This window comes from Microbacterium jejuense (genome assembly GCF_039544225.1).
Taxonomy (GTDB): Bacteria; Actinomycetota; Actinomycetes; order Actinomycetales; family Microbacteriaceae; genus Microbacterium; species Microbacterium jejuense.
Window position 1 is genome coordinate 144,403 of sequence record NZ_BAABLG010000012.1, and the last position, 18,785, is coordinate 163,187.

Annotated in this window: 17 protein-coding genes; 9 read left to right on the forward strand and 8 right to left on the reverse strand. The window is 72.5% G+C overall.

Going from position 1 to position 18,785, the window contains the following annotated elements; genetic code table 11:
• Position 1: 1 nt before the first annotated feature.
• Both ABEA46_RS18125 and ABEA46_RS18130 read left to right on the forward strand, forming a co-directional pair.
• Positions 2-598 (forward strand): YdcF family protein, encoded by a 597-nt coding sequence (locus ABEA46_RS18125; RefSeq protein WP_345546531.1) that lies wholly within the window; start codon positions 2-4, stop codon positions 596-598.
• A gap of 100 nt (positions 599-698) precedes the next feature.
• Positions 699-2,072 carry a hypothetical protein gene (locus tag ABEA46_RS18130; protein WP_345546533.1) on the forward strand — a complete coding sequence of 458 codons (1,374 nt, stop codon included), beginning with the start codon at positions 699-701 and terminating at the stop codon, positions 2,070-2,072.
• 24 nt (positions 2,073-2,096) lie between these two features.
• Here ABEA46_RS18130 and ABEA46_RS18135 read toward each other — a convergent pair whose 3' ends face one another.
• Both ABEA46_RS18135 and ispG read right to left on the reverse strand, forming a co-directional pair.
• Positions 2,097-2,960 (reverse strand): aminoglycoside phosphotransferase family protein, encoded by an 864-nt coding sequence (locus ABEA46_RS18135; RefSeq protein WP_345546535.1) that lies wholly within the window; start codon positions 2,958-2,960, stop codon positions 2,097-2,099.
• Complete coding sequence (ispG, locus tag ABEA46_RS18140) at positions 2,960-4,111, reverse strand: flavodoxin-dependent (E)-4-hydroxy-3-methylbut-2-enyl-diphosphate synthase (RefSeq protein ID WP_185842942.1); 1,152 nt, start codon at positions 4,109-4,111, stop codon at positions 2,960-2,962. The genes ABEA46_RS18135 and ispG overlap by 1 nt, the downstream gene beginning before the upstream one ends.
• A gap of 284 nt (positions 4,112-4,395) precedes the next feature.
• Between ispG and ABEA46_RS18145 the strand changes: the two genes are divergently transcribed.
• Entirely contained in the window at positions 4,396-6,366 is a 1,971-nt protein-coding gene (locus ABEA46_RS18145) for an anthranilate synthase family protein (RefSeq protein WP_345546538.1), read from the forward strand.
• Positions 6,367-6,505: 139 nt separating this feature from the next.
• Here the strand turns inward: ABEA46_RS18145 and ABEA46_RS18150 are convergent, their stop codons facing one another.
• From ABEA46_RS18150 to ABEA46_RS18160, 3 genes are all read right to left on the reverse strand, one after another.
• Positions 6,506-7,789: an RNA polymerase sigma factor gene (locus ABEA46_RS18150; protein ID WP_345546539.1), complete on the reverse strand. Its 1,284-nt coding sequence runs from the start codon at positions 7,787-7,789 to the stop codon at positions 6,506-6,508.
• A complete protein-coding gene (locus ABEA46_RS18155) occupies positions 7,786-8,154 on the reverse strand; it encodes a YciI family protein (RefSeq protein ID WP_345546541.1) in 369 nt (122 codons plus the stop codon). Before ABEA46_RS18155 ends, ABEA46_RS18150 begins: the two co-directional genes overlap by 4 nt.
• Before the next feature lie 95 nt (positions 8,155-8,249).
• The gene (locus ABEA46_RS18160; protein WP_345546543.1) at positions 8,250-9,566 is read right to left on the reverse strand and encodes a M50 family metallopeptidase; all 1,317 of its coding nucleotides are present in this window, start codon (positions 9,564-9,566) and stop codon (positions 8,250-8,252) included.
• Positions 9,567-9,658: 92 nt separating this feature from the next.
• Between ABEA46_RS18160 and ABEA46_RS18165 the strand changes: the two genes are divergently transcribed.
• From ABEA46_RS18165 to ABEA46_RS18175, 3 genes are all read left to right on the forward strand, one after another.
• Entirely contained in the window at positions 9,659-10,234 is a 576-nt protein-coding gene (locus ABEA46_RS18165) for a hypothetical protein (protein ID WP_345546545.1), read from the forward strand.
• 100 nt (positions 10,235-10,334) lie between these two features.
• Positions 10,335-11,045 (forward strand): YcnI family protein, encoded by a 711-nt coding sequence (locus tag ABEA46_RS18170; protein WP_345546546.1) that lies wholly within the window; start codon positions 10,335-10,337, stop codon positions 11,043-11,045.
• A 149-nt stretch (positions 11,046-11,194) separates the two neighbouring features.
• On the forward strand, positions 11,195-12,859 hold the full coding sequence (locus ABEA46_RS18175) for a Mur ligase family protein (protein WP_345546548.1): 1,665 nt from the start codon (positions 11,195-11,197) through the stop codon (positions 12,857-12,859).
• 134 nt (positions 12,860-12,993) lie between these two features.
• Here ABEA46_RS18175 and dxr read toward each other — a convergent pair whose 3' ends face one another.
• The gene (gene dxr / locus ABEA46_RS18180; RefSeq protein WP_345546550.1) at positions 12,994-14,079 is read right to left on the reverse strand and encodes a 1-deoxy-D-xylulose-5-phosphate reductoisomerase; all 1,086 of its coding nucleotides are present in this window, start codon (positions 14,077-14,079) and stop codon (positions 12,994-12,996) included.
• 37 nt (positions 14,080-14,116) lie between these two features.
• Positions 14,117-15,082 carry an FKBP-type peptidyl-prolyl cis-trans isomerase gene (locus ABEA46_RS18185; RefSeq protein ID WP_345546552.1) on the reverse strand — a complete coding sequence of 322 codons (966 nt, stop codon included), beginning with the start codon at positions 15,080-15,082 and terminating at the stop codon, positions 14,117-14,119.
• A gap of 210 nt (positions 15,083-15,292) precedes the next feature.
• Between ABEA46_RS18185 and ABEA46_RS18190 the strand changes: the two genes are divergently transcribed.
• Positions 15,293-15,994 (forward strand): lysophospholipid acyltransferase family protein, encoded by a 702-nt coding sequence (locus ABEA46_RS18190; protein WP_345546806.1) that lies wholly within the window; start codon positions 15,293-15,295, stop codon positions 15,992-15,994.
• A 13-nt stretch (positions 15,995-16,007) separates the two neighbouring features.
• Here the strand turns inward: ABEA46_RS18190 and ABEA46_RS18195 are convergent, their stop codons facing one another.
• Entirely contained in the window at positions 16,008-16,484 is a 477-nt protein-coding gene (locus ABEA46_RS18195) for an OsmC family protein (RefSeq protein ID WP_345546554.1), read from the reverse strand.
• 52 nt (positions 16,485-16,536) lie between these two features.
• Between ABEA46_RS18195 and ABEA46_RS18200 the strand changes: the two genes are divergently transcribed.
• Together ABEA46_RS18200 and ald are read left to right on the forward strand one after the other, a co-directional pair.
• Positions 16,537-17,526 carry an asparaginase gene (locus tag ABEA46_RS18200; protein WP_345546555.1) on the forward strand — a complete coding sequence of 330 codons (990 nt, stop codon included), beginning with the start codon at positions 16,537-16,539 and terminating at the stop codon, positions 17,524-17,526.
• 56 nt (positions 17,527-17,582) lie between these two features.
• Positions 17,583-18,698 carry an alanine dehydrogenase gene (gene ald / locus ABEA46_RS18205; RefSeq protein WP_345546556.1) on the forward strand — a complete coding sequence of 372 codons (1,116 nt, stop codon included), beginning with the start codon at positions 17,583-17,585 and terminating at the stop codon, positions 18,696-18,698.
• Positions 18,699-18,785 lie beyond the last annotated feature (87 nt).

An 18,785-nucleotide genomic window follows, 5' to 3' on the forward strand; every position in this document is an offset into this window, starting at 1 on the left:
TGTGCGTCGCGTGCTGCTGATCCCGATCTCGCTGGCGGCTGCGGGCGCCGTGGGCGTGCTCGCCTGGGCGGAGACTGTGCACTGGCGCACCTCGCGTCAGGCGCTCGGTCCGTCGCCCGCGCCCGCGGGCGGATCGGAGGCTGTCGTCGTCCTCGGGTACCGCGACACGGGGCCTCGTGCGAACTTCGTGAACCGCTACCGCGTGCGTGTGGGCCTGCGCTCGCTGGACCCGGCCGCGTCCGAGAGCGTGCTCGTGCTGTGCGGCGGCGCGGTCGGCGGCGAGGTGCCCGAGGCGGAACTGATGGCCCGTTATGCGCGTGAGCGCGGGTACACCGGCCCGATCCGGCTCGACGCCGAGAGCCGCACGACGGCCGAGAACATCCGCAACGCGATCCCGCTGATCGAGGATGCCGGCCGGATCAAGATCGTCTCGCACCCGCCGCACGCGGTCGTGAGCCGCGAGTACCTGTGGGAGCTGCGCCCCGATCTCGCCGCGCGTCTCGTCCGCGGCGACGACGACCGCATCGGCGAGGCGCCGCTGCTGAAGGTGGCCGCCGCCGTCATCGCCGCGCGGCACGGGCGCCGGGCGTCCCGCTGATCGGGATGCTTGCGCGCGTGAGCGTGCGAATGGTGGGATGACCGGGAGAACATCTTGCCTCGGGGGGCCGGTGCGCGCACCGGACGGGACGGAGAATCGCATGTCGAAGCCTGCTGCGCGCGCGTTCGCACTGCCCATCGCCTTGGCGCTCGCCGGTGCTGCCGCCCTCGTCCCCGCGGCGGCGCACGCCGTGGAGTCCGGCCAGGTCGGGGTCCTTCCGACGTGGGCCGTATCGGGATCGTCGGGCGCGTACACCGCGACGCCGACGTTCCCCGCGTCGACCGGATTCCCCGCGACCACCGTGACCTCCACCGGGTCGACACTGGCCTCGCCGTCGGGTGTCACGGCCTTCCTCGGCGCCGGCACCGACTTCGGGGCCGAGTACGGCACCACTCGGTCCCAGCCCTACCTGACGCTGTCCCCGGCGGGCTCCTCGAACTCCGTGACCGACATCTCTTTCGACGGTGCGCCGCCGTCGGGGTGGGGATTCGCACTCGGCGACATCGACGCGGACTGGGCGTTCATCCAGGCCTTCTCGGACGCGGCGCAGACCAGTCCCCTCCCGCCCGCGGCCGTCGGGTTCCGCTCGACCGGCAATTACTGCGCCGCGACGCCGAAGCCGGGAGCGTGTGCGGGCGGCCCCTTCACCGACGCCCCGGTGTGGGTCACCGCACCCGAGAGCTTCGACGGCATCGACTACGTCCCAGGCACGCTGCGCGGCAACAGCCTTCCCGGCTCCCCTGCCACGACCCGCGACACCGCGGGCGCGTACGGATGGTTCCAGCCCGATGCCACGGTCCGCAGCATCCGGATCACGTTCGGCATCCGCGACGGCTTCCCGACCGCGCAGCTGTGGCTCGCGAGCCCGGCGCCGAAGGTCGTGATCACCGGCACCGTGACGACACCCGACCCGCCCGCCGGGCTGGTCGTCCCCGAGGGCACCACGGTGCAGATCGAGGACCCTGACGGCACACCGCTCCTGGACATCGAGGACCAGCCACTCACCGTCCCGGTGGACCCCGAGACCGGCACGTACACCGTCGAGCTCGAGCAGTCCGAGGCGGGGTACGTCGCCGAGGTGATCGTCCCCACCGGGTACGTCGCGCCGGAGCCGGTGCCGCTCCCCGGGCTGCCCGAAGACCCCGAGACGCTCGAGGCGACCGCGCCCCCCGTCGTCATCGAGCCGGTCGTCACACCGACCCCCACACCCACACCCACACTCACACCGACCCCCACGCCCACACCCACACCGACCGCCACGCCGTCGGCGACCCCGTCGCCGGCTTCGCCCACGGCGTCGCCGGCTTCGCCGACGGCGTCACCGGCTTCGCCGACGGCGTCACCGGCGGGGGCGCCGCAGCTCGCGGAGTCGGGCGCCTCGGGCGGCCCGCAGGTCGCCCTCAGCGCCGGCGCGCTCGTCGCCGCGGGACTCGTCTTCGCGACGGTCGGCGGGATCCGGGCACGGCGCTGCTGATCCGCCCTGCGCCGGGAGGGAGGCTCAGCGCGCGTCGAACTCGGCCAGCGCGTCGGCGATCATGCGATGCCCCTGCGCCTCGAACTCGACGTCGCCGACCTGGTGCGCCCAGCAGGCGGTGCCGATCGCCTCGCGCAGCCGCATCAGAAGCCAGTGCTCAGGATGCCGGGGGTCCCGGCCGTAGCCCTCGAAGAACGCCGTCTCGCACGCGGGAGCCTCGCGCCATTCCTGCACGGCGAGCCGCACGAAGTCGGTAGCCGCGGGCCGGAACGCGAACCGGCCGAAGTCGATCACCCGCACCTCGTCCGCGGCGGCGGGGTCCACGAGCCAGTTGCGCGGCTGCCAGTCGCCGTGCGTCGGCACGAGCTCGGCCTCCACGGTCCCGAGCGTCGCGAGCGCGCCGCGCAGCCGCACCTCGACGTCGGGCGCGATCGCGTGCGGCGCGTCGAGCCAGACCAGCGAGCGGGCGGAGGCGGCGGCATCCACTCCCTCCGACGGCCGGGTCGCCCCGGCATGCAGCTGCCGCAGCAGCGCGCCGGCACGACGGTGCACGTCGGGGTCGACGCCCCACGGCGTGCGATAGGCGAGCTCGCCCGGCAGCCACTCGGTCACCAGCACCCGGGCGTCGCGGTCGTGATGGCGCAGGACGGGGGCATGGCCCACGTCGGACCACACCGACAGCAGGCCGCCCAGGTGGGCGTCCAGTTCCCGCACGAAGTGGTGGCCGTCCGGACCGGCCGCCTTCACGACGAACTCCGCCCCGCCCTGCCGCACCCGCAGCACGACGGTGTCGACCTGGTTCCAGCTGAGGTCGGCGACGACCTCGGCCGCCGGCATCCACTCCTCGACGAGTGCGCGCTGCGCGGCCGAGAGACGGCCGGATCGCATCAGGACGTGACGACCTGCGCGGTGCCGACGGGTGCCTCGGGGCCCATCTCGTCGGCGATGCGGTTCGCCTCTTCGATCAGCGTCGCGACGATCTCGGACTCGGGCACAGTCTTGATGACCTGCCCCTTCACGAAGATCTGGCCCTTGCCGTTGCCCGAGGCGACTCCGAGGTCGGCCTCGCGCGCCTCGCCCGGTCCGTTGACGACGCAGCCCATGACCGCCACGCGCAGCGGCACCGTCATGTCCTTCAGACCCTCGGTGACGTTGTCGGCGAGCGTGTAGACGTCGACCTGGGCGCGCCCGCACGACGGGCACGAGACGATCTCGAGCTTGCGCTCACGGAGGTTGAGCGACTGCAGGATCTGGTGGCCGACCTTGACCTCTTCGGCCGGCGGCGCCGACAGCGAGACGCGGATCGTGTCGCCGATGCCCTCGGCCAGCAGGATGCCGAACGCCGTCGCGGACTTGATCGTGCCCTGGAAGGCCGGCCCCGCCTCTGTCACACCGAGGTGCAGCGGCCAGTCGCCCCGCTCGGCGAGCAGGCGATAGGCCTTGACCATGACGATCGGGTCGTTGTGCTTGACCGAGATCTTGAAGTCGTGGAAGTCGTGCTCCTCGAAGAGGGATGCCTCCCACACCGCACTCTCGACGAGCGCCTCGGGCGTCGCCTTGCCGTACTTCTCGAGCAGACGGCGGTCGAGCGAGCCCGCGTTGACGCCGATGCGCAGCGACACGCCCGCTGCCTTCGCGGCCGCCGCGATCGCACCGACCTGGTCGTCGAACTTGCGGATGTTGCCCGGGTTCACGCGCACCGCGCCGCAGCCGGCGTCGATCGCCTGGAACACGTACTTCGGCTGGAAGTGGATGTCGGCGATCACCGGGATCTGGCTCTTGGCCGCGATGATGTGCAGCACGTCGGCGTCGTCCTGCGACGGCACCGCGACGCGCACGATCTCGCAGCCCGAGGCGGTGAGCTCGGCGATCTGCTGCAGGGTCGCGTTGATGTTCGTGGTCGGCGTCGTCGTCATCGACTGGACGCTGACGGGGGCATCGCCACCCACCAGCACCTTGCCCACCTTGATCTGGCGGCTCTTGCGGCGGGGGGCGAGCGTTTCGGGGACCTTGGGCATCCCCAGATTCACGGCTGGCACGGATCCAGCCTACGCGCAGCGAGTGAGGCCCGGCCGCTTGCGGACGGAGCCGAGCGAGCAAGCGTCGAGCGCCGCAGGCGCGACCACGCGCAGCGGGTGAGGCCCGGCCGCTTGCGGGTAACGAGGCAGGAGGCGGCATCCCCGGTCTGCTATCGTGACCGCATGTCCGCGCGACTTCTCTGGTGGCCCACCGCATAGGCGGTGGGTTCGCGCGACCGACGACCGCCCCTGGGGCGGTCTTCTTTTTCGTAAGGGATGCCGCCCCCCGACGAAAGAACTCAGCCATGACCGGCCTCGCCCAACGCTCCCTCCGCGAGATCGCCCAGAGCGGCATCCCGTTCGCCCTCATCGCCCGCGACGGCGTCACCGTCGAGGTGCTCACCGGCGACGTCGTCGACGTCGACCTGCTCGGCGACATCCCGCTCCTCGACGCCGCGGGCACGGCCCGCGAGGTGCTCGCGCTCGTGCCGTTCCGGCAGGTCCGTGAGCGCGGCTTCGAGTGCCACGACGACGGCGCGCCGCTGCGCTGCCTCGTGGTGACCGAGCGTGCCTCGCTCCCCCGCGAGGACGCGCTCGCGCAGCTGCCCGCCGAGCCTGTCGCGCTCGACGAGCCCGGCTTCGACATCGCCGACGAGGAGTACGCCGGCATCGTGCGCCGCGTGATCGCCGACGAGATCGGGCGCGGCGAGGGCGCCAACTTCGTCATCAGGCGCGACTTCACGGCGGGCGTGTCGGCGGATGCCGCCACCGCCGCGCTCACGTGGTTCCGGGCCCTGCTCGAGCACGAGCGGGGCGCCTATTGGACTTTCGCGGTCGTCACTGCCGGCCACGTGGCCGTCGGCGCGAGCCCCGAGGCCCACGTCAGCGCCCGCGATGGCGTCGTGACGATGAACCCCATCTCGGGCACCTTCCGCCACCCCGCAGGCGGTGCGACGGTCGAGACGCTCACGGAGTTCCTGCGCTCGACGAAAGAGACCGAAGAGCTCTTCATGGTGGTCGACGAAGAGCTCAAGATGATGAGCGCGGTCTGCTCCGACGGTGGTCGCATCACCGGCCCGCATCTCAAGGAGATGTCGCGCCTGACCCACACCGAGTACGTGCTGCGCGGGCGCAGCCGCCTCGACCCCCGCGACATCCTGCGCGAGACCATGTTCGCGCCCACGGTCACCGGCTCGCCGATGCAGAACGCGTGCACCGTCATCACGCGGCACGAGACCACGCCGCGCGGGTACTACTCGGGCGTCGCAGCCCTGTTCACCCCTCGCGAGACGCTGCTGGCCGACGAGCCCACGCATGACCTCGACGCCCCCATCCTCATCCGTACCGCGTATCTGCAGGACGGCCGCCTGCGCGTCCCGGTGGGCGCGACGCTCGTGCGCCACTCCGACCCGTACGGCGAGGTCGGCGAGACGCACGGCAAGGCCGCCGGCGTGCTCGGCGCGATCGGCGCCGTGCCGCGCGACGTCGCCGCCGAGCAAGCCGCCGGCGACGCTCCCGAGGCCGGCGGTGCCGCCGTGCTCGACGCCGTCGCCGGCGGGGATGCCGCGATCGACGAGGACGCGCCTGCCGCGGCTCCGCGCCGCCTGGCGGACGACCCCGCGATCGCGGAGCTGCTGGCATCGCGCAACGCCCGGCTGGCGGAGTTCTGGCTGAAGCCGCAGGGCACGACCGGTCCGGCGCCCTTCGCGGGCCGCTCGGCCCTGGTGGTGGACGCCGAGGACCGCTTCACCACGATGCTCGCCCACCAGCTGCGCCACCTGGGCCTCGACGTCGAGATCACGCCGTGGAACGAGGTCACCGACGCGCAGATGGACGCCGCCGAGCTGCTCGTGTCGGGCCCGGGCCCCGGCGACCCCCGGGATGCCGCGAACCCGCGCATCGCCCGGATGCGCGAGGTCGTCGCCCGCCGACGCGAGACCGGCGCCCCGCTGCTCGCGGTGTGCCTCAGCCACCAGATCCTCGCCGACTCGCTCGGGATCGGGCTCGCGCCGCTGGATGCCCCGCACCAGGGACTGCAGAAGACCGTGGACGTGTTCGGGACTCCGGCCTCGATCGGGTTCTACAACACGTTCACGGCCCGCGTGCCCGCCGGCACGACCCGGGTCGGCGAGGCCGACGTGGCCTCCGACGCGGCCGGGGACGTGTACGCGCTGCGCGGGCCCGCCTTCGCATCGGTGCAGGGGCACCTGGAGTCGATCCTGTCGCGCGACGGCATGACGACCCTGCAGCGGCTGGTGGAGCAGGCGTTCGCCTGACCTCGGTCACCCCGCGAAGCACGCGATCGCCCGACCCCTACGGTGCGGAAGTGGCCGGCTCCGCCCAGGTGCTCACGGCGTTTCGTCTCGCTTCGCCCGCTCGACGAGCATGGTCGGGCGAGCGGTGGGCGACGCTCGCTCAACGACCGGAAAGCGCCGCGCGGGACGCGAGCAGGCGGCGTTCGGCCTCGTTCGCGGTGAGCTCCAGGGCGCGCAGGTCCGCGGCGAGGGCTTCGTCGTCACGACCGAGATCGCGCAGCAGCCACGCGCGGACGGCGTGCCACAGGTGTGACCGGTCCAGCGGATCTGCGAGCTCCTCGACCTCGGCGAGCGCGACCGCCGGGCCCTCGACCTGCGCGAGCGCCACGGCGCGGTTCAGGCGCACCACGGGGGTGCTGTCGTACGCGAGCAGCATGTCGTAGAGCGTGAGCACCTGCAGCCAGTCCGTCGTGGCCGCGTCCGCGGCATCGGCGTGGCAGGCGGCGATCGCGGCGTGCAGCTGCCAGCGCCCCGGTCGGCGCAGGCGCGCCGCACGCTCGAGCTCGTCCCGGGCGCCGGCGAGCAGCGCGGCATCCCAGCGGGTGCGGTCCTGGTCGGCGAGCAGCACGAGTTCGCCGTCGACCGACCGCGCCGACTCGCGCGCCCGGTGGAACCGCAGCAGCGCCAGCAGCCCATGGGCCTCCGCCGCGCGTGGGAGCGCCCCGGCGATCACCTCGGCCAGCCACAGCGCATCGTCGGCGAGGTCGCGGTCGGCCGCGGCATCCGCCCCCGCGACGAAGTGCGCCTCGTTGTACATGACCGAGACGATCGTGAGCACGAGGTCGAGGCGGGCTGCCGCGTCGGGGCCGGTCGGCACCCGCAGGGGGATCCCGCTGTCGGCGATCTTGCGCTTGGCCCGCGAGATCCGCTGGCCGGTGGCGGGCTCTGTCGAGAACGTGGCCCGTGCGATCTGCGCGGTCGTGAGGCCGCACACGGCCCGCAGCGTGAGCGCGAGCTGCGCGTCGGGTGCGAGGGCGGGGTGGCAGCAGCCGAACAGCAGCGGCAGCCGCTCGTCGGCGGGCGCCGCATCGTCCGGCGCTGCCGGCGCCGGCAGCAGCGCCACCTTGTCGCGCAGCACACGCTCGCGTCGCACCCTGTCGAGTGCGTTGTGCCGCGCGGCCTGCGTGAGCCAGGCACCGGGCTTAGGCGGGATGCCGCGCATCCGCCACTCGCGCAGCGCCTCCTCGACGGCCTCGGCGACCGCCTCCTCCGCGATGTCGAAGCTGCCGAACGAGACCGTCAGCGCCGCCGTGATCCGCGCGGACTCCTCGCGGACGACGGCGGCGAGAAGGCGATCGGATGCCGCGGCCCCGGGCGTTCCGAGGGCTCCGGGCTCAGCCGGGCCGTCGGATCGGCCGCGAGCCGCGGCATCCGCGTCGCTCACTGCTCGAACTGGCTGTAGTCGGTCACCATCGGGCGGATCTCGATCGCGATGCCGGGCAGCTCCATCGACGGCCACGTCTTGACGAGCGCGATCGCGGCGTCGAGGTCGGGGACGTCGAGCACGCTGAACCCGCCGACCACCTCCTTCGCCTCCGAGAACGGGCCGTCCACGACGACGGGGCCGTCCGGCCCGTACTTGACGGTGGTGGCGGTGGTGACCGGAAGAAGCTCCGCGCCGCCGTCGGTGATCTGGTCGGAGTTGGTCTGGAACCAGTCCCAGATCCGGCCGTAGACCTCCTTCGCGCGCTCCTCGGGCACCGCCGCGTCGAGCTCCGGGGTGGAGGTGAACATGATGACGTACTTCATGGCCCGTGTCCTTTCGTCAGGGGAACCGTTTCATCCCCACAGCGAACGGACAAGACCGATTTCGACAGCGCGCCGAAATCCGTGCGACGGGTGCGTCAGCCGAGCGTGACCGGGTTGAACAGGTCCGCCAGCACCAGCACAGCGCCCATCGCGATGAGCGCGATGACGACGACGAAGGTGAGCGGCACGAGCTTCGTCGCGTCGACGGGCTTCGGGGGCGGGCGGCGGAAGAGCTTGGCCCACACCCGCTTGATGCCCTCCCACAGGGCGACGGCGATGTGGCCGCCGTCCAGCGGCAGCAGCGGGATCAGGTTGAACACGAACAGCGCGATGTTCAGCGACGCCAGCAGCGACAGGAATCCGGCGACGCGGTTCAGCACCGGCGCGTCCGCCGCCGCGACCTCGCCCGACAGGCGTCCTGCGCCGACGATGCTCAGCGGCCCGTTCGGGTCGCGCGGCTCTCCCGTCACGAGGTCCACCGCGGTGTTCCACACCTTGGCGGGCAGCTGCCAGATGATGCCGGCGACGGCGCCGACCTGCTGCACGGCAGCCTCGGGCCCGGCCCAGATCGGCTGCTTCACGTATTCGACGGTGGGTCCGATGCCGACGAAGCCGACATCCTGCGTCGAGGTCGTGCCGTCGGCGCTCGTCACTGTCGCCTGGACCGTGGCCGGCGTGACATGCAGCGTCTGGGTGGCGCCGTCGCGCTCGACGACGAACGTCAGCTGCTGCCCGGGCGACGAGCGGATGATCTCGGACGCCTCGGCGAAGTCGGCCACCGGTTCGCCGTCGATCGACACGATGGTGTCGCCCGGCTGGATGCCCGCGGCCGCTGCGGGGGCGGCGGGGTCGGATGCCGAGCACTCGCTGGTCGTGCCCGACGACGTCGTGGCAGGCACGCACTCCGACAGGCGGGCGACGGTGGTGGTCGCGGTCTGCACGCCGATCCCCGTGAACAGGATCGCGAACAGCACGACGGCGAAGAGGAAGTTCATGAGCGGCCCGCCGAGCATGACGATGATCCGCTTGTAGATCGGCAGACGGTAGAACACGCGCGTGTCGTCGTCGCCGCGCAGCGTCTCGTCGTTGGCGTCCCGGGCGTCCTGCACCATGGTGGCGAAGAACCCGCCGGCGGCACGGCCGCTGCGGCTCTTCGCCTGCTGGAGGACCGGCGACGGCGGGTACATGCCGGCCATCGAGATGTAGCCGCCGAGCGGAATCGCCTTGAATCCGTACTGCGTCTCGCCCCGGCGACGCGACCACAGGGTGGGGCCGAAGCCGATCATGTACTGCCCGACGCGCACGCCGAACTTCTTCGCCGGCCACAGGTGCCCGAGCTCGTGGAGCGCGATCGACACCGCGAGGCCCACGACCATGAGCGCGACGCCGATGACGAACGCAAGGATTTCCACACGCTCACGGTACCCGCGCCAGGCTTTGAGTTGGGTGTGACGGCCTCGCGTAGGCTCGTGGCGGGCATGCCGGTCGACAGAAGCGAGGAGCCGTGACGCCACGCCACGCCCGCGCGCTGCGCGGCACCGCCGCCGCGGCCGTCGCGACAGTCGTCGCCGCCACCGCCCATACGCTCGCCGGCGGCGGGGCTCCCGCCCCCGCGCTCGTGGCCGCGGTCGGCATCCTCGCGGCTCCCCTCGCCGTCGCGCTGGCCGGGCGCCGCCTCTCGGTGTGGCGGGTCGGCGCCATCGTGCTGGCCAGTCAGGCGCTGTTCCACCTGGCGTTCGCGATAACGGCCGGAGCCGATCCGACCGCCTCGCACGCGCACCACACGATGGTCCTCGCCGGAGGCGTCACGCCGGTCGCGCTCCCCGATGCCCCGATGCTCGTCGCGCACGTGCTCGCCGCCATCGCCACGGTGGCGGGACTGTACGGCGGGGAGCGGATGCTGCAAGCCCTCGGCCGCGGCATCCGGTCGATCCTCTCGCGGGCACGCGTCTTCGCGCCGCTGCCGTCCGTGCCGCGCCTTCTCGTCTCGCGCCGCGCCCGAGCGGTCCTCCCGGCACGCATCGTGCTGTCGGGGCTGTCGCGGCGCGGCCCTCCCGTCTTCGTCACCGCGGCGCGCTGAGCGTCGCCCTCGCACCGGTCGCACGATCCGCGACCGGCTCCTCTGCCGCGCGCGGCGGCCCTTCGCCGCGCCCGGACGACCGACGAAAGACGAAAGAGCAATGACCCCTTCCCGCACCTCCTCCCCCCGCCGTCTCGCGATCGGCGCCGCGGCCGGCCTCGCCCTGGCCCTCGGCGCACCGCTCGCGGCATCCGCGCATGTGCACGTCGACCCCGAGACCGCCGCGGCGGGCTCCACCGAGACCGTCACCTTCTCGTTCTCGCACGGCTGCGACGGCTCGCCGACGACGGCGCTCGCGATCGACATGCCCGAAGGCGTCGGCAATGCGACGCCCGTCGTGCAGGGCGGCTGGACCATCACGCGAGAACTCGGCACGAACGGCGTTCCCACACGCGTCGTCTACACCGCCGACGCCCCCGTCGAGGACGGACTCAAGGCGGCCGTCGCGATGGACGTGCTGTTCACCGAGGCCGCAGCCGACACGGCACTGGCATTCCCCGTGACGCAGACGTGCACGGTCGGCGAGACCGCCTGGACGCAGATCGCCGACGACGGCCAGGACCCCGAGGAGCTCGACTCCCCCGCCCCTGTCGTGACCGTCGGCGCGGTCAGCGATGCCGAGTCCGATCACCACGGCGGTGCGGGGGATGCCGCAGCCGACGCCGACGCCGACGCGGATGCCGGGGCCGCGGCATCCGACGAGTCCACGGGCGCCGCCGACCCGGTGGCGCGCTGGCTCGCCGCCGGCGGACTCGCCGCCGGCGTCGCCGCACTCTTCGTGGCGCTCGTCCGGGGTCGCCGCCAGGCCTGACTCCGGCGCCCGGTGCGCAATTCAGTCTGGCCGTCACGTCGCCGCCACACGACGCCCGGAGCAGCGCGGCGCGCGTTCCGGCGCGTCCGGAACCAGACTGAATTGCGCACCGGCGAGGAGCCCCGGCGCCGTGCGAAGATGGATGCGCCATGCCGACAGACGCGCCTTCGAACCTTCCCCCGGTACTCCGCCCCGACGCGCCGCCGACCCACACCGTCGCCGATCTCGCGGCGCGCTTCGCCGTCGCCGTGCGCGGCGACGTCGAGGGCGCGACGCTGACCGGCCTCACCCTCGCGACCGCCGACCTGCGTCCCGGTGACGTGTTCGTCGCCGTGCAGGGGGTGAACCGCCACGGCGCCGAGTTCGCCCAGGCGGCCGCCGAGAAGGGCGCCGTCGCGATCGTGACGGATGCCGCCGGCGCCGCCACCGCGGCGACCGCAGGACTGCCCGTGCTGCTGGTCGAGAACCCGCGCGCGCTCCTCGGCGAGCTGTCGGCCTGGGTGTACAGCACCGGCCGCGACGACGACCTGCCCACGCTCTTCGGCACCACCGGCACCAACGGCAAGACCAGCGTGTCGCACCTGCTCGAGGGCATCCTGGGGCAGCTGGGCGTGACGACCGGCTTGTCCTCGACGGCCGAGCGGCACATCGCCGGCCAGGTCATCGTGTCGCGGCTGACGACCCCCGAGGCGTACGAGATGCACGCGCTCCTCGCCCTCATGCGCGAGCGCGGCGTCGAGGCCGTCGCCGTCGAGGTCAGCGCGCAGGCGCTCAGCCGCCGCCGCGTCGACGGCATCGTGTTCGACGTCGCCGGCTTCACGAACCTGACGCACGATCACCTCGACGACTACGCCGACATGCGCGAGTACTTCGAGGCCAAGCTCCCGCTGTTCCGGGCCGAGCGCGCGCGTCGCGCCGTCGTGTGCGTGGACTCCGCGGCCGGTGCCGAGGTCGTCGCCCGCAGCGAGGTGCCGACGGTCACGGTGGGCACGCCCGACCTCGCCACGGATCGGGATGCCGCGGCCGCCGCCGACTGGGTCGTCGAGATCATCGACGAGCGCCAGGTGGGCACCGAGTTCCGCCTCACCGCGCGCGACGGCCGGACGCTCACCACGCTCGTGCCCGTCATCGGCCGACACATGGCCGCCAACGCCGGACTCGCCATCGTCATGATCCTCGAGGGCGGCTACGCGTGGCAGCGCCTCGTCGACACGCTCGACGGCGGCCGCATCGAGGCGTACCTGCCGGGGCGCACGCAGCTCGTCTCAGGAGAGACGGGTCCCGCCGTCTACGTCGACTTCGGTCACTCGCCCGACGCGTTCGAGAAGACTCTCGCCGCTGTACGGCGCGTGACCCCGGGCAAGGTCGTCATGGTCATGGGTGCGGACGGCGATCGCGACGCGACCAAGCGCCACGACATGGGGCGCACCGCCGTCGAAGGCAGCGACATCCTCGTCATCACCGACCACCACCCCCGTTTCGAAGACCCCGACGCCATCCGCGCGACGCTGATCGAGGGCGCCCGCCATGCGCGGCCGGATGCCGAGATCCTGGAGTTCTCGCCGCCTGAGCGCGCGATCATCGAGGCCGTCGCGCTCGTCGGCGACGGTGACGCGATCCTGTGGATCGGACCCGGGCACCAGGACTACCGCGACATCCGCGGCGTCCGCACGCCGTACTCGGCCCGCGAGCTCGCCCGCCGCGCCCTGCGCGATGCCGGCTGGCCCGTCCCTGAGCCGCACTGGCCTGTGCCGTACCCCGAGCACGAGACGCCGGCATCCGATCCGCTGCGCCCGGTGTACCCCGAGGCCTGACCGCCCCGCAGCCCGCGCTGAATCATTCCACTGGCGCTGAACGTACGCGTTCTGGGCCCTCTGGCGTGCAAACAGCGCACGTGAGCACGTTCAGTACGGGGCGTCGGGATCGGCCCGCGCGCGACGGGGAAGGGTCAGGATGCCGCGGCGATCGCCTTGTCGGCGGTGCGGCGCGCCCAGACCTCGGCCTCGGCGAGCGACTCGCGGGTGAGTGCGTCGGGCGCCTCGTGGGCGTCGACGACGCGCGCGACGGTGTCGACGATGCCGAGGAAGCTCAGCCGCCCCTCGTGGAACGCGTCGACAGCCTGCTCGTTGGCGGCGTTGAACACTGCCGGGTAGGTGCCGCCGGCACGACCGACGTGCTTGGCCAGGCGCACCGCGGGGAACGCGGCGTCGTCGAGCGGCTCGAACGTCCAGGACGTCGCCCTGGTCCAGTCCAGCGGCACGCCGACACCGGCGACGCGGTTCGGCCAGTCCAGGCCGAGTGAGATCGGCAGCCGCATGTCGGGCGGCGAGGCCTGCGCGATCGTCGAGCCGTCGACGAACTCCACCATCGAGTGGACGATCGACTGCGGGTGCACCACGACGTCGATCTCGGCGTACGGCACACCGAACAGCAGGTGCGCCTCGATGACTTCGAGGCCCTTGTTGACGAGGGTCGCCGAGTTCGTCGTGACGACGCGGCCCATGTCCCACGTGGGGTGCGCGAGCGCCTCGGCGGGGGTCACGCCTTCGAGGGAGGCACGGCTGCGACCGCGGAACGGACCCCCGGATGCCGTCAGCACCAGCCGCCGGACCTCGGAGCGCTCCCCCGATCGCAGCGCCTGCGCGAGTGCCGAGTGCTCGGAGTCGACGGGCACGATCTGGCCCGGACGCGCGAGGGCGGTGACGAGGTCTCCGCCGACGATGAGGGATTCCTTGTTGGCCAGCGCCAGGGTGCGGCCCGTCTCGAGCGCGGCGAGCGTGGGGCCGAGGCCCACCGAGCCGGTGATGCCGTTGAGCACGACGTCGGCCTCGATGTCGCGGACCAGCTGCTCGGCCTCGGCGGCCCCGAGAGCGATGTTCTCGACGCCGAACTCGGCCGCCTGGGCTTCGAGTCCGGCGCGGTCCGAACCGGCCGCGAGTCCGACGACCTCGAATCGTCGCGGGTTGGCCCGCACGACGTCGAGCGCCTGCGTTCCGATGGAGCCGGTGGAGCCGAGGATGAGGACGCGCCGCATCCGGCCAGCCTATCGGCGAGCCGGATGCGGCCGCCGACTACTGCTGGGGCGTGCGCTGGACGCCGAGGATGTCGACCACGAAGATCAGCGGCGAGTTCGCGGGGATCGAGCCCTGCGCCTGGTCGCCGTATCCCTCTGCGGCCGGGATCACCGCGAGCACCTGTGAGCCGACCGTCTGACCCTCGAGCGCCTTCTGGAAGCCCTGCACCACGCCCGTGGTCTGGAACTGGGTCGGCGCGCCGCGCTGCCAGCTGGAGTCGAAGACGGTGCCGTCCGGCAGGACGCCGGTGTACTGCACGAACACGGTGTCGCCCGAGTTGACCGTCGGGCCGTCGCCGGTCTTGAGGTTCGCCAGCTGCGTCGTGTCGGGTGCCACGAAGTCGTCGGCGACGGTGATCGCGGGCTCGCCGTCGTCGGCGAGCGTGACCTCGGGCATGCCGGCGACCGGCTCCTGGTCAGCACCGGTGGCCTTGGTCGGCAGCTGGTCGACCGACTGGGCGGCGACCACGTAGTCGGGGGCGCTGTCGCCGAGCATCGTGCCCGGGATGGTCAGCGTGGTCGTCGAGCCGAGCGCCGTGCACAGCACGGCCGAGCCGAAGATGCTGCTGCCCGAGACGATGATCGGCACGAGGCCCGAGTCGTCGGCCGACGTGGTGGCCGAGTCGAGCGCGACCTCGCCCGTGGTCGGGTCGACGATGACGTACTGGCCGGTCACGAGCTGGCCCTCGGCCAGATCTTCGCCGTCGCCCTCGGTGACCGTCGTGCGCTGCAGCTCGGTGAACGCCAGGTCGGTCGGAGACTGCGCGGTGAGCGCCGGCGCCGTTCCGGAGACGGTGACCGCCTCGGAGTCCGCGCCCGACTTCGGGTCGAGGCCGCATGCCGAAGAGGTCGCGGTCGGCGTGGGCGTCGCGTCGCCGTCGGGCGCATCCGATGCGGAGCACCCCGCGAGCAGGACGGCCGACAGCGCGGCGGCGGAAAGGGCGGCGAGCGGACGAATGCGCACGGAACAACCTCTAGTCGATGAAAGGGGAACCCCCATCCTTTCGCATCTTTGCTCCGCTCGTGCTGAGAAAGCGCTATGCCGATACCGGAATGCAATGGGGAGTACCCTCTACGGGTGACTTCCGACCTCGTTCCCGGCGCAGACCACACCGCAGACGAGGTCGATCCCGACGTCGAGCCGACGGCGCCGCCCGAGGATCCGGGCCGGCGAATGGGCCTCACCTACTTCTTCGGCCGCATGATCCTGGCGCCCCTCGCGCGCACCGTCTACCGCCCGCGGATCGAGGGCAAGGCGAACGTCCCGAAGTCCGGGCCGGTCATCTTCGCGAGCAACCACCTGTCGTTCATCGACTCGATCGTGATCCCGGTCGCCGCTCCCCGGCCCGTGCACTTCCTCGCGAAGGCGAGCTACTTCGAGAAGCCGGCGTCCCGCTGGTTCTTCACCGCGATCGGCGCCATCCCCGTGCAGCGCGGCGCCGGCCAGGCGGCGCTGGACGCCCTCGACCAGCAGCGCGAACTGCTCGACGAGGGCAGCGCCGTTGCGCTGTACCCCGAGGGCACCCGCTCCCTCGACGGCCGTCTCTACAAGGGCCGCACCGGCGTCGCGTTCCTCGCGCTGCAGACGGGCGCCCCGGTGGTCCCGGTCGGCCTGGTCGGCACCGACAAGGCGATGCCGGTCGGTGCGAAGATGCCGGCGCGCAGTCCTCGGGTGACGGTCAGGTTCGGCGAGCCGCTGGACCTCGCCCACCACGGCCCGGCGACCTCGGGCAAGGCCCGTCGCCTCGCCACCGACGAGATCATGACCGCCATCCACGGATTGTCGGGCCAGGAGCTCGCAGGCGCCTACAACGAGGTGCCGGCGCAGAACACGATCGACCGCATCAAGCAGGCGCTCCCCCACGAGCGCCGCTGATCCTCGGAAGGGCTCAGAGGCCGGCGACCACGATCGTCGGCTCGTGCCGCACCGGGAAGTTCACCGAGTTGGCGATGAAGCACCACTCGTTCGCCTGCCGGTGCGCGGCGGTGGCGGCATCCACCATCGCGGCATCCGCGACCGTCACGCGCGGCCGCAGCACGACCTCGCGGAACGCCCCGCCGCCGCGGCCGTCCTCGACCATGAGGCCGGACGCCTCGTCCTCGTAGCCCACGACGACCACGCCCGCCTGCACGCACGCGTGCAGGTACGACAGCAGATGGCACTCGCTGAGCGATGCCAGCAGCAGGTCCTCGGGGTTCCAGCGGGACGGGTCGCCGCGGAAGGGCTTGTCAGCGGATGCCGCGAGCGCCGGCTTGCCGTCGATCTCGATCGTGACGGCACGGTCGTAGTCGCGGTAGCCCGAGGTCCCGGTGCCGCGATCGCCGGTCCACGTGCTCCGGACGGTGTATCGGTGCTCACCCAGCATGCGGACAGTCTGACATGACGGATGCGGCACCCGACGGCGGTAGGCTGTCGGGGTGCCGCAGACCTTCGCCGCAGCCGACGCCGTGGAACTCGCCGTCGTCGAGCGCAGTGGATTCGTCGAGTCGCGGCACGCCGGGATCGCGATCGTCCTGGCCCCCGACGGCACCGTCAGCGAGAAGCTCGGCGACCCGACGGCGCTGATCCTCCCCCGCTCGAGCCTCAAGCCGCTGCAGGCTCTCGCCTGCCTCTCGGCCGGCGCTCCGCTGGAGGGCGAGCTGCTCGGACTGTCGACCGCGAGCCACTCCGGGACCGACCGCCACGTCGCGGTCGTGCGACAGATCCTCGCAGCCGCCGAGCTCGGTGAAGAGGCCCTGGGCTGCCCCGCCGCATGGCCGAGCGACACCGCGACGCGCGACGAGCTCGTGCGCGAACTCGGTCAGCCGCAGCGCATCCGCATGAACTGCTCGGGCAAGCACGCCACCATGCTGCTCACGAGCGTCGTCAACGGCTGGTCGCCCGAGGGCTATCTCGCCCCCGACCACCCCGTCCAGCTCCTCATCCGCGAGACCATCGAGCGGCTCATCGGCGAGAAGATCGCCGCGACCGCCGTCGACGGCTGCGGCGCGCCGGTGTACGCCATGACCCTGTTCGGGCTCGCCCGCGCGGTCCACCGCATCGGCAACTCGTCGACCACGTCGCCGTTTGCCCTGCACCGCAGTGCCGGGGCGCTCGTGGAGGCCGTGCGGGCGAACCCGTGGACGATCGACGGGCCCGGCCGCGCCGACACGATCGCCATCGAGACCCTCGGCGTGTTCGCGAAGGGCGGCGCCGAGGGCGTCATGGTGATGGTCGCACCGGACGGCACGACGGTCGCGCTCAAGATGCTCGACGGCAGCGGCCGCGCGGCCACCGCCGTCGCCCTGCGCCTGCTGGAGCGGCACGGCGCACTGGATTCCTCCGATGTCGCCCAGGCGATGTCGAGACTTCCGTTGACCGTCACCGGCGGCGGACAGGATGTCGGGGCCATCCGCCCCGCCTTCTAGAGGCGCTCCCACGAGGAGCCCGAGCGCTCCAACGGCGGAGCGGAAAGGATCGCGCGATGAGGATCAGTGTCCCCACCGAGGTCAAGAACAACGAGTATCGGGTCGCCCTCACTCCCGCGGGCGTGCACGATCTGGTGGCCTCGGGTCATGAGGTGTTCGTGCAGCGCGGCGCCGGCGACGGATCGTCCATGCCGGATGCCGAGTACGAGGCGGCCGGCGCTGTCCTCCTCGACGACGCGGCTGAGGTGTGGGCGCGCGCCGAGCTGCTGCTGAAGGTCAAGGAGCCGATCGCGTCGGAGTACGGCTACTTCCGCGACGACCTGGTCATCTTCACCTACCTGCATCTCGCGGCCGACCGTCCGCTCACCGAGCGCCTGGTCGCCGACGGCGTGACCGCGATCGCCTACGAGACGGTGCAGCTGCCCGGCGGCGGGCTGCCGCTGCTGGCTCCCATGAGCGAAGTCGCCGGACGCCTCGCGCCGATGGTCGGCGCATCGACGCTGATGCGCTCGGCAGGCGGTCTGGGACTGCTGATGTCGGGCGTGCCCGGCACGCGACCGGCGACGGTGACCGTCATCGGCGGCGGCGTGGCCGGGGCCAACTCGGCCTACATCTCGGCCGGCATGGGCGCCGACGTGACGATCTTCGACACCAACATCCAGCGGCTGCGGTTCCTCGACGACCACTTCCAGGGGCGCGTCAAGACGGCGGCGTCCAACCCGCTCGACCTCGATCGTGCCGTCGTCGCGTCCGACCTCGTGATCGGCTCCGTGCTGATCCCCGGCGCCAAGGCGCCCAAGCTGGTCACGAACGACATGGTCTCGCGCATGCGGCCGGGTTCGGTGCTGGTCGACATCGCCGTGGACCAGGGCGGCTGCTTCGAGGACACGCACCCGACGACCCACGACGACCCCACTTTCCGTGTGCACGACACGGTTTTCTACTGCGTCGCCAACATGCCCGGCGCGGTCCCCAACACCTCGACGTCGGCGCTCACGAACACGACTCTCCCTTACATCCGGCAGATCGCCCGTCGCGGCTGGCGCGATGCGCTGCGCGCCGACACCACCCTCGCGGCGGGCCTCAACACGCAGAGCGGGCGTGTCGTCAATCCCGGAGTCGCCACCGCGCACGGACTCGAGCTCGTCCCGCTGGAGTCCGTGCTCGCCTGACGCGGATCGATGGTCCCCACGCCCTCTCCACGCGGCGCTGGCGCGTCGCGCGGAGCCTCGGGGCGCGTGGGCCCAGCCGCACCCCGG

Bases quoted from the DNA above. Each gene is read 5' to 3' on its own strand.
- ABEA46_RS18130 (WP_345546533.1), top strand. From the start codon at position 699: ATGTCGAAGCCTGCTGCGCGCGCGTTCGCACTGCCCATCGCCTTGGCG.
- ABEA46_RS18135 (WP_345546535.1), bottom strand. From the start codon at position 2,960: ATGCGATCCGGCCGTCTCTCGGCCGCGCAGCGCGCACTCGTCGAGGAG.
- ABEA46_RS18145 (WP_345546538.1), top strand. From the start codon at position 4,396: ATGACCGGCCTCGCCCAACGCTCCCTCCGCGAGATCGCCCAGAGCGGC.
- ABEA46_RS18155 (WP_345546541.1), bottom strand. From the start codon at position 8,154: ATGAAGTACGTCATCATGTTCACCTCCACCCCGGAGCTCGACGCGGCG.
- ABEA46_RS18170 (WP_345546546.1), top strand. From the start codon at position 10,335: ATGACCCCTTCCCGCACCTCCTCCCCCCGCCGTCTCGCGATCGGCGCC.
- ABEA46_RS18175 (WP_345546548.1), top strand. From the start codon at position 11,195: ATGCCGACAGACGCGCCTTCGAACCTTCCCCCGGTACTCCGCCCCGAC.
- dxr (WP_345546550.1), bottom strand. From the start codon at position 14,079: ATGCGGCGCGTCCTCATCCTCGGCTCCACCGGCTCCATCGGAACGCAG.
- ABEA46_RS18190 (WP_345546806.1), top strand. From the start codon at position 15,293: ATGGGCCTCACCTACTTCTTCGGCCGCATGATCCTGGCGCCCCTCGCG.
- ABEA46_RS18195 (WP_345546554.1), bottom strand. From the start codon at position 16,484: ATGCTGGGTGAGCACCGATACACCGTCCGGAGCACGTGGACCGGCGAT.
- ald (WP_345546556.1), top strand. From the start codon at position 17,583: ATGAGGATCAGTGTCCCCACCGAGGTCAAGAACAACGAGTATCGGGTC.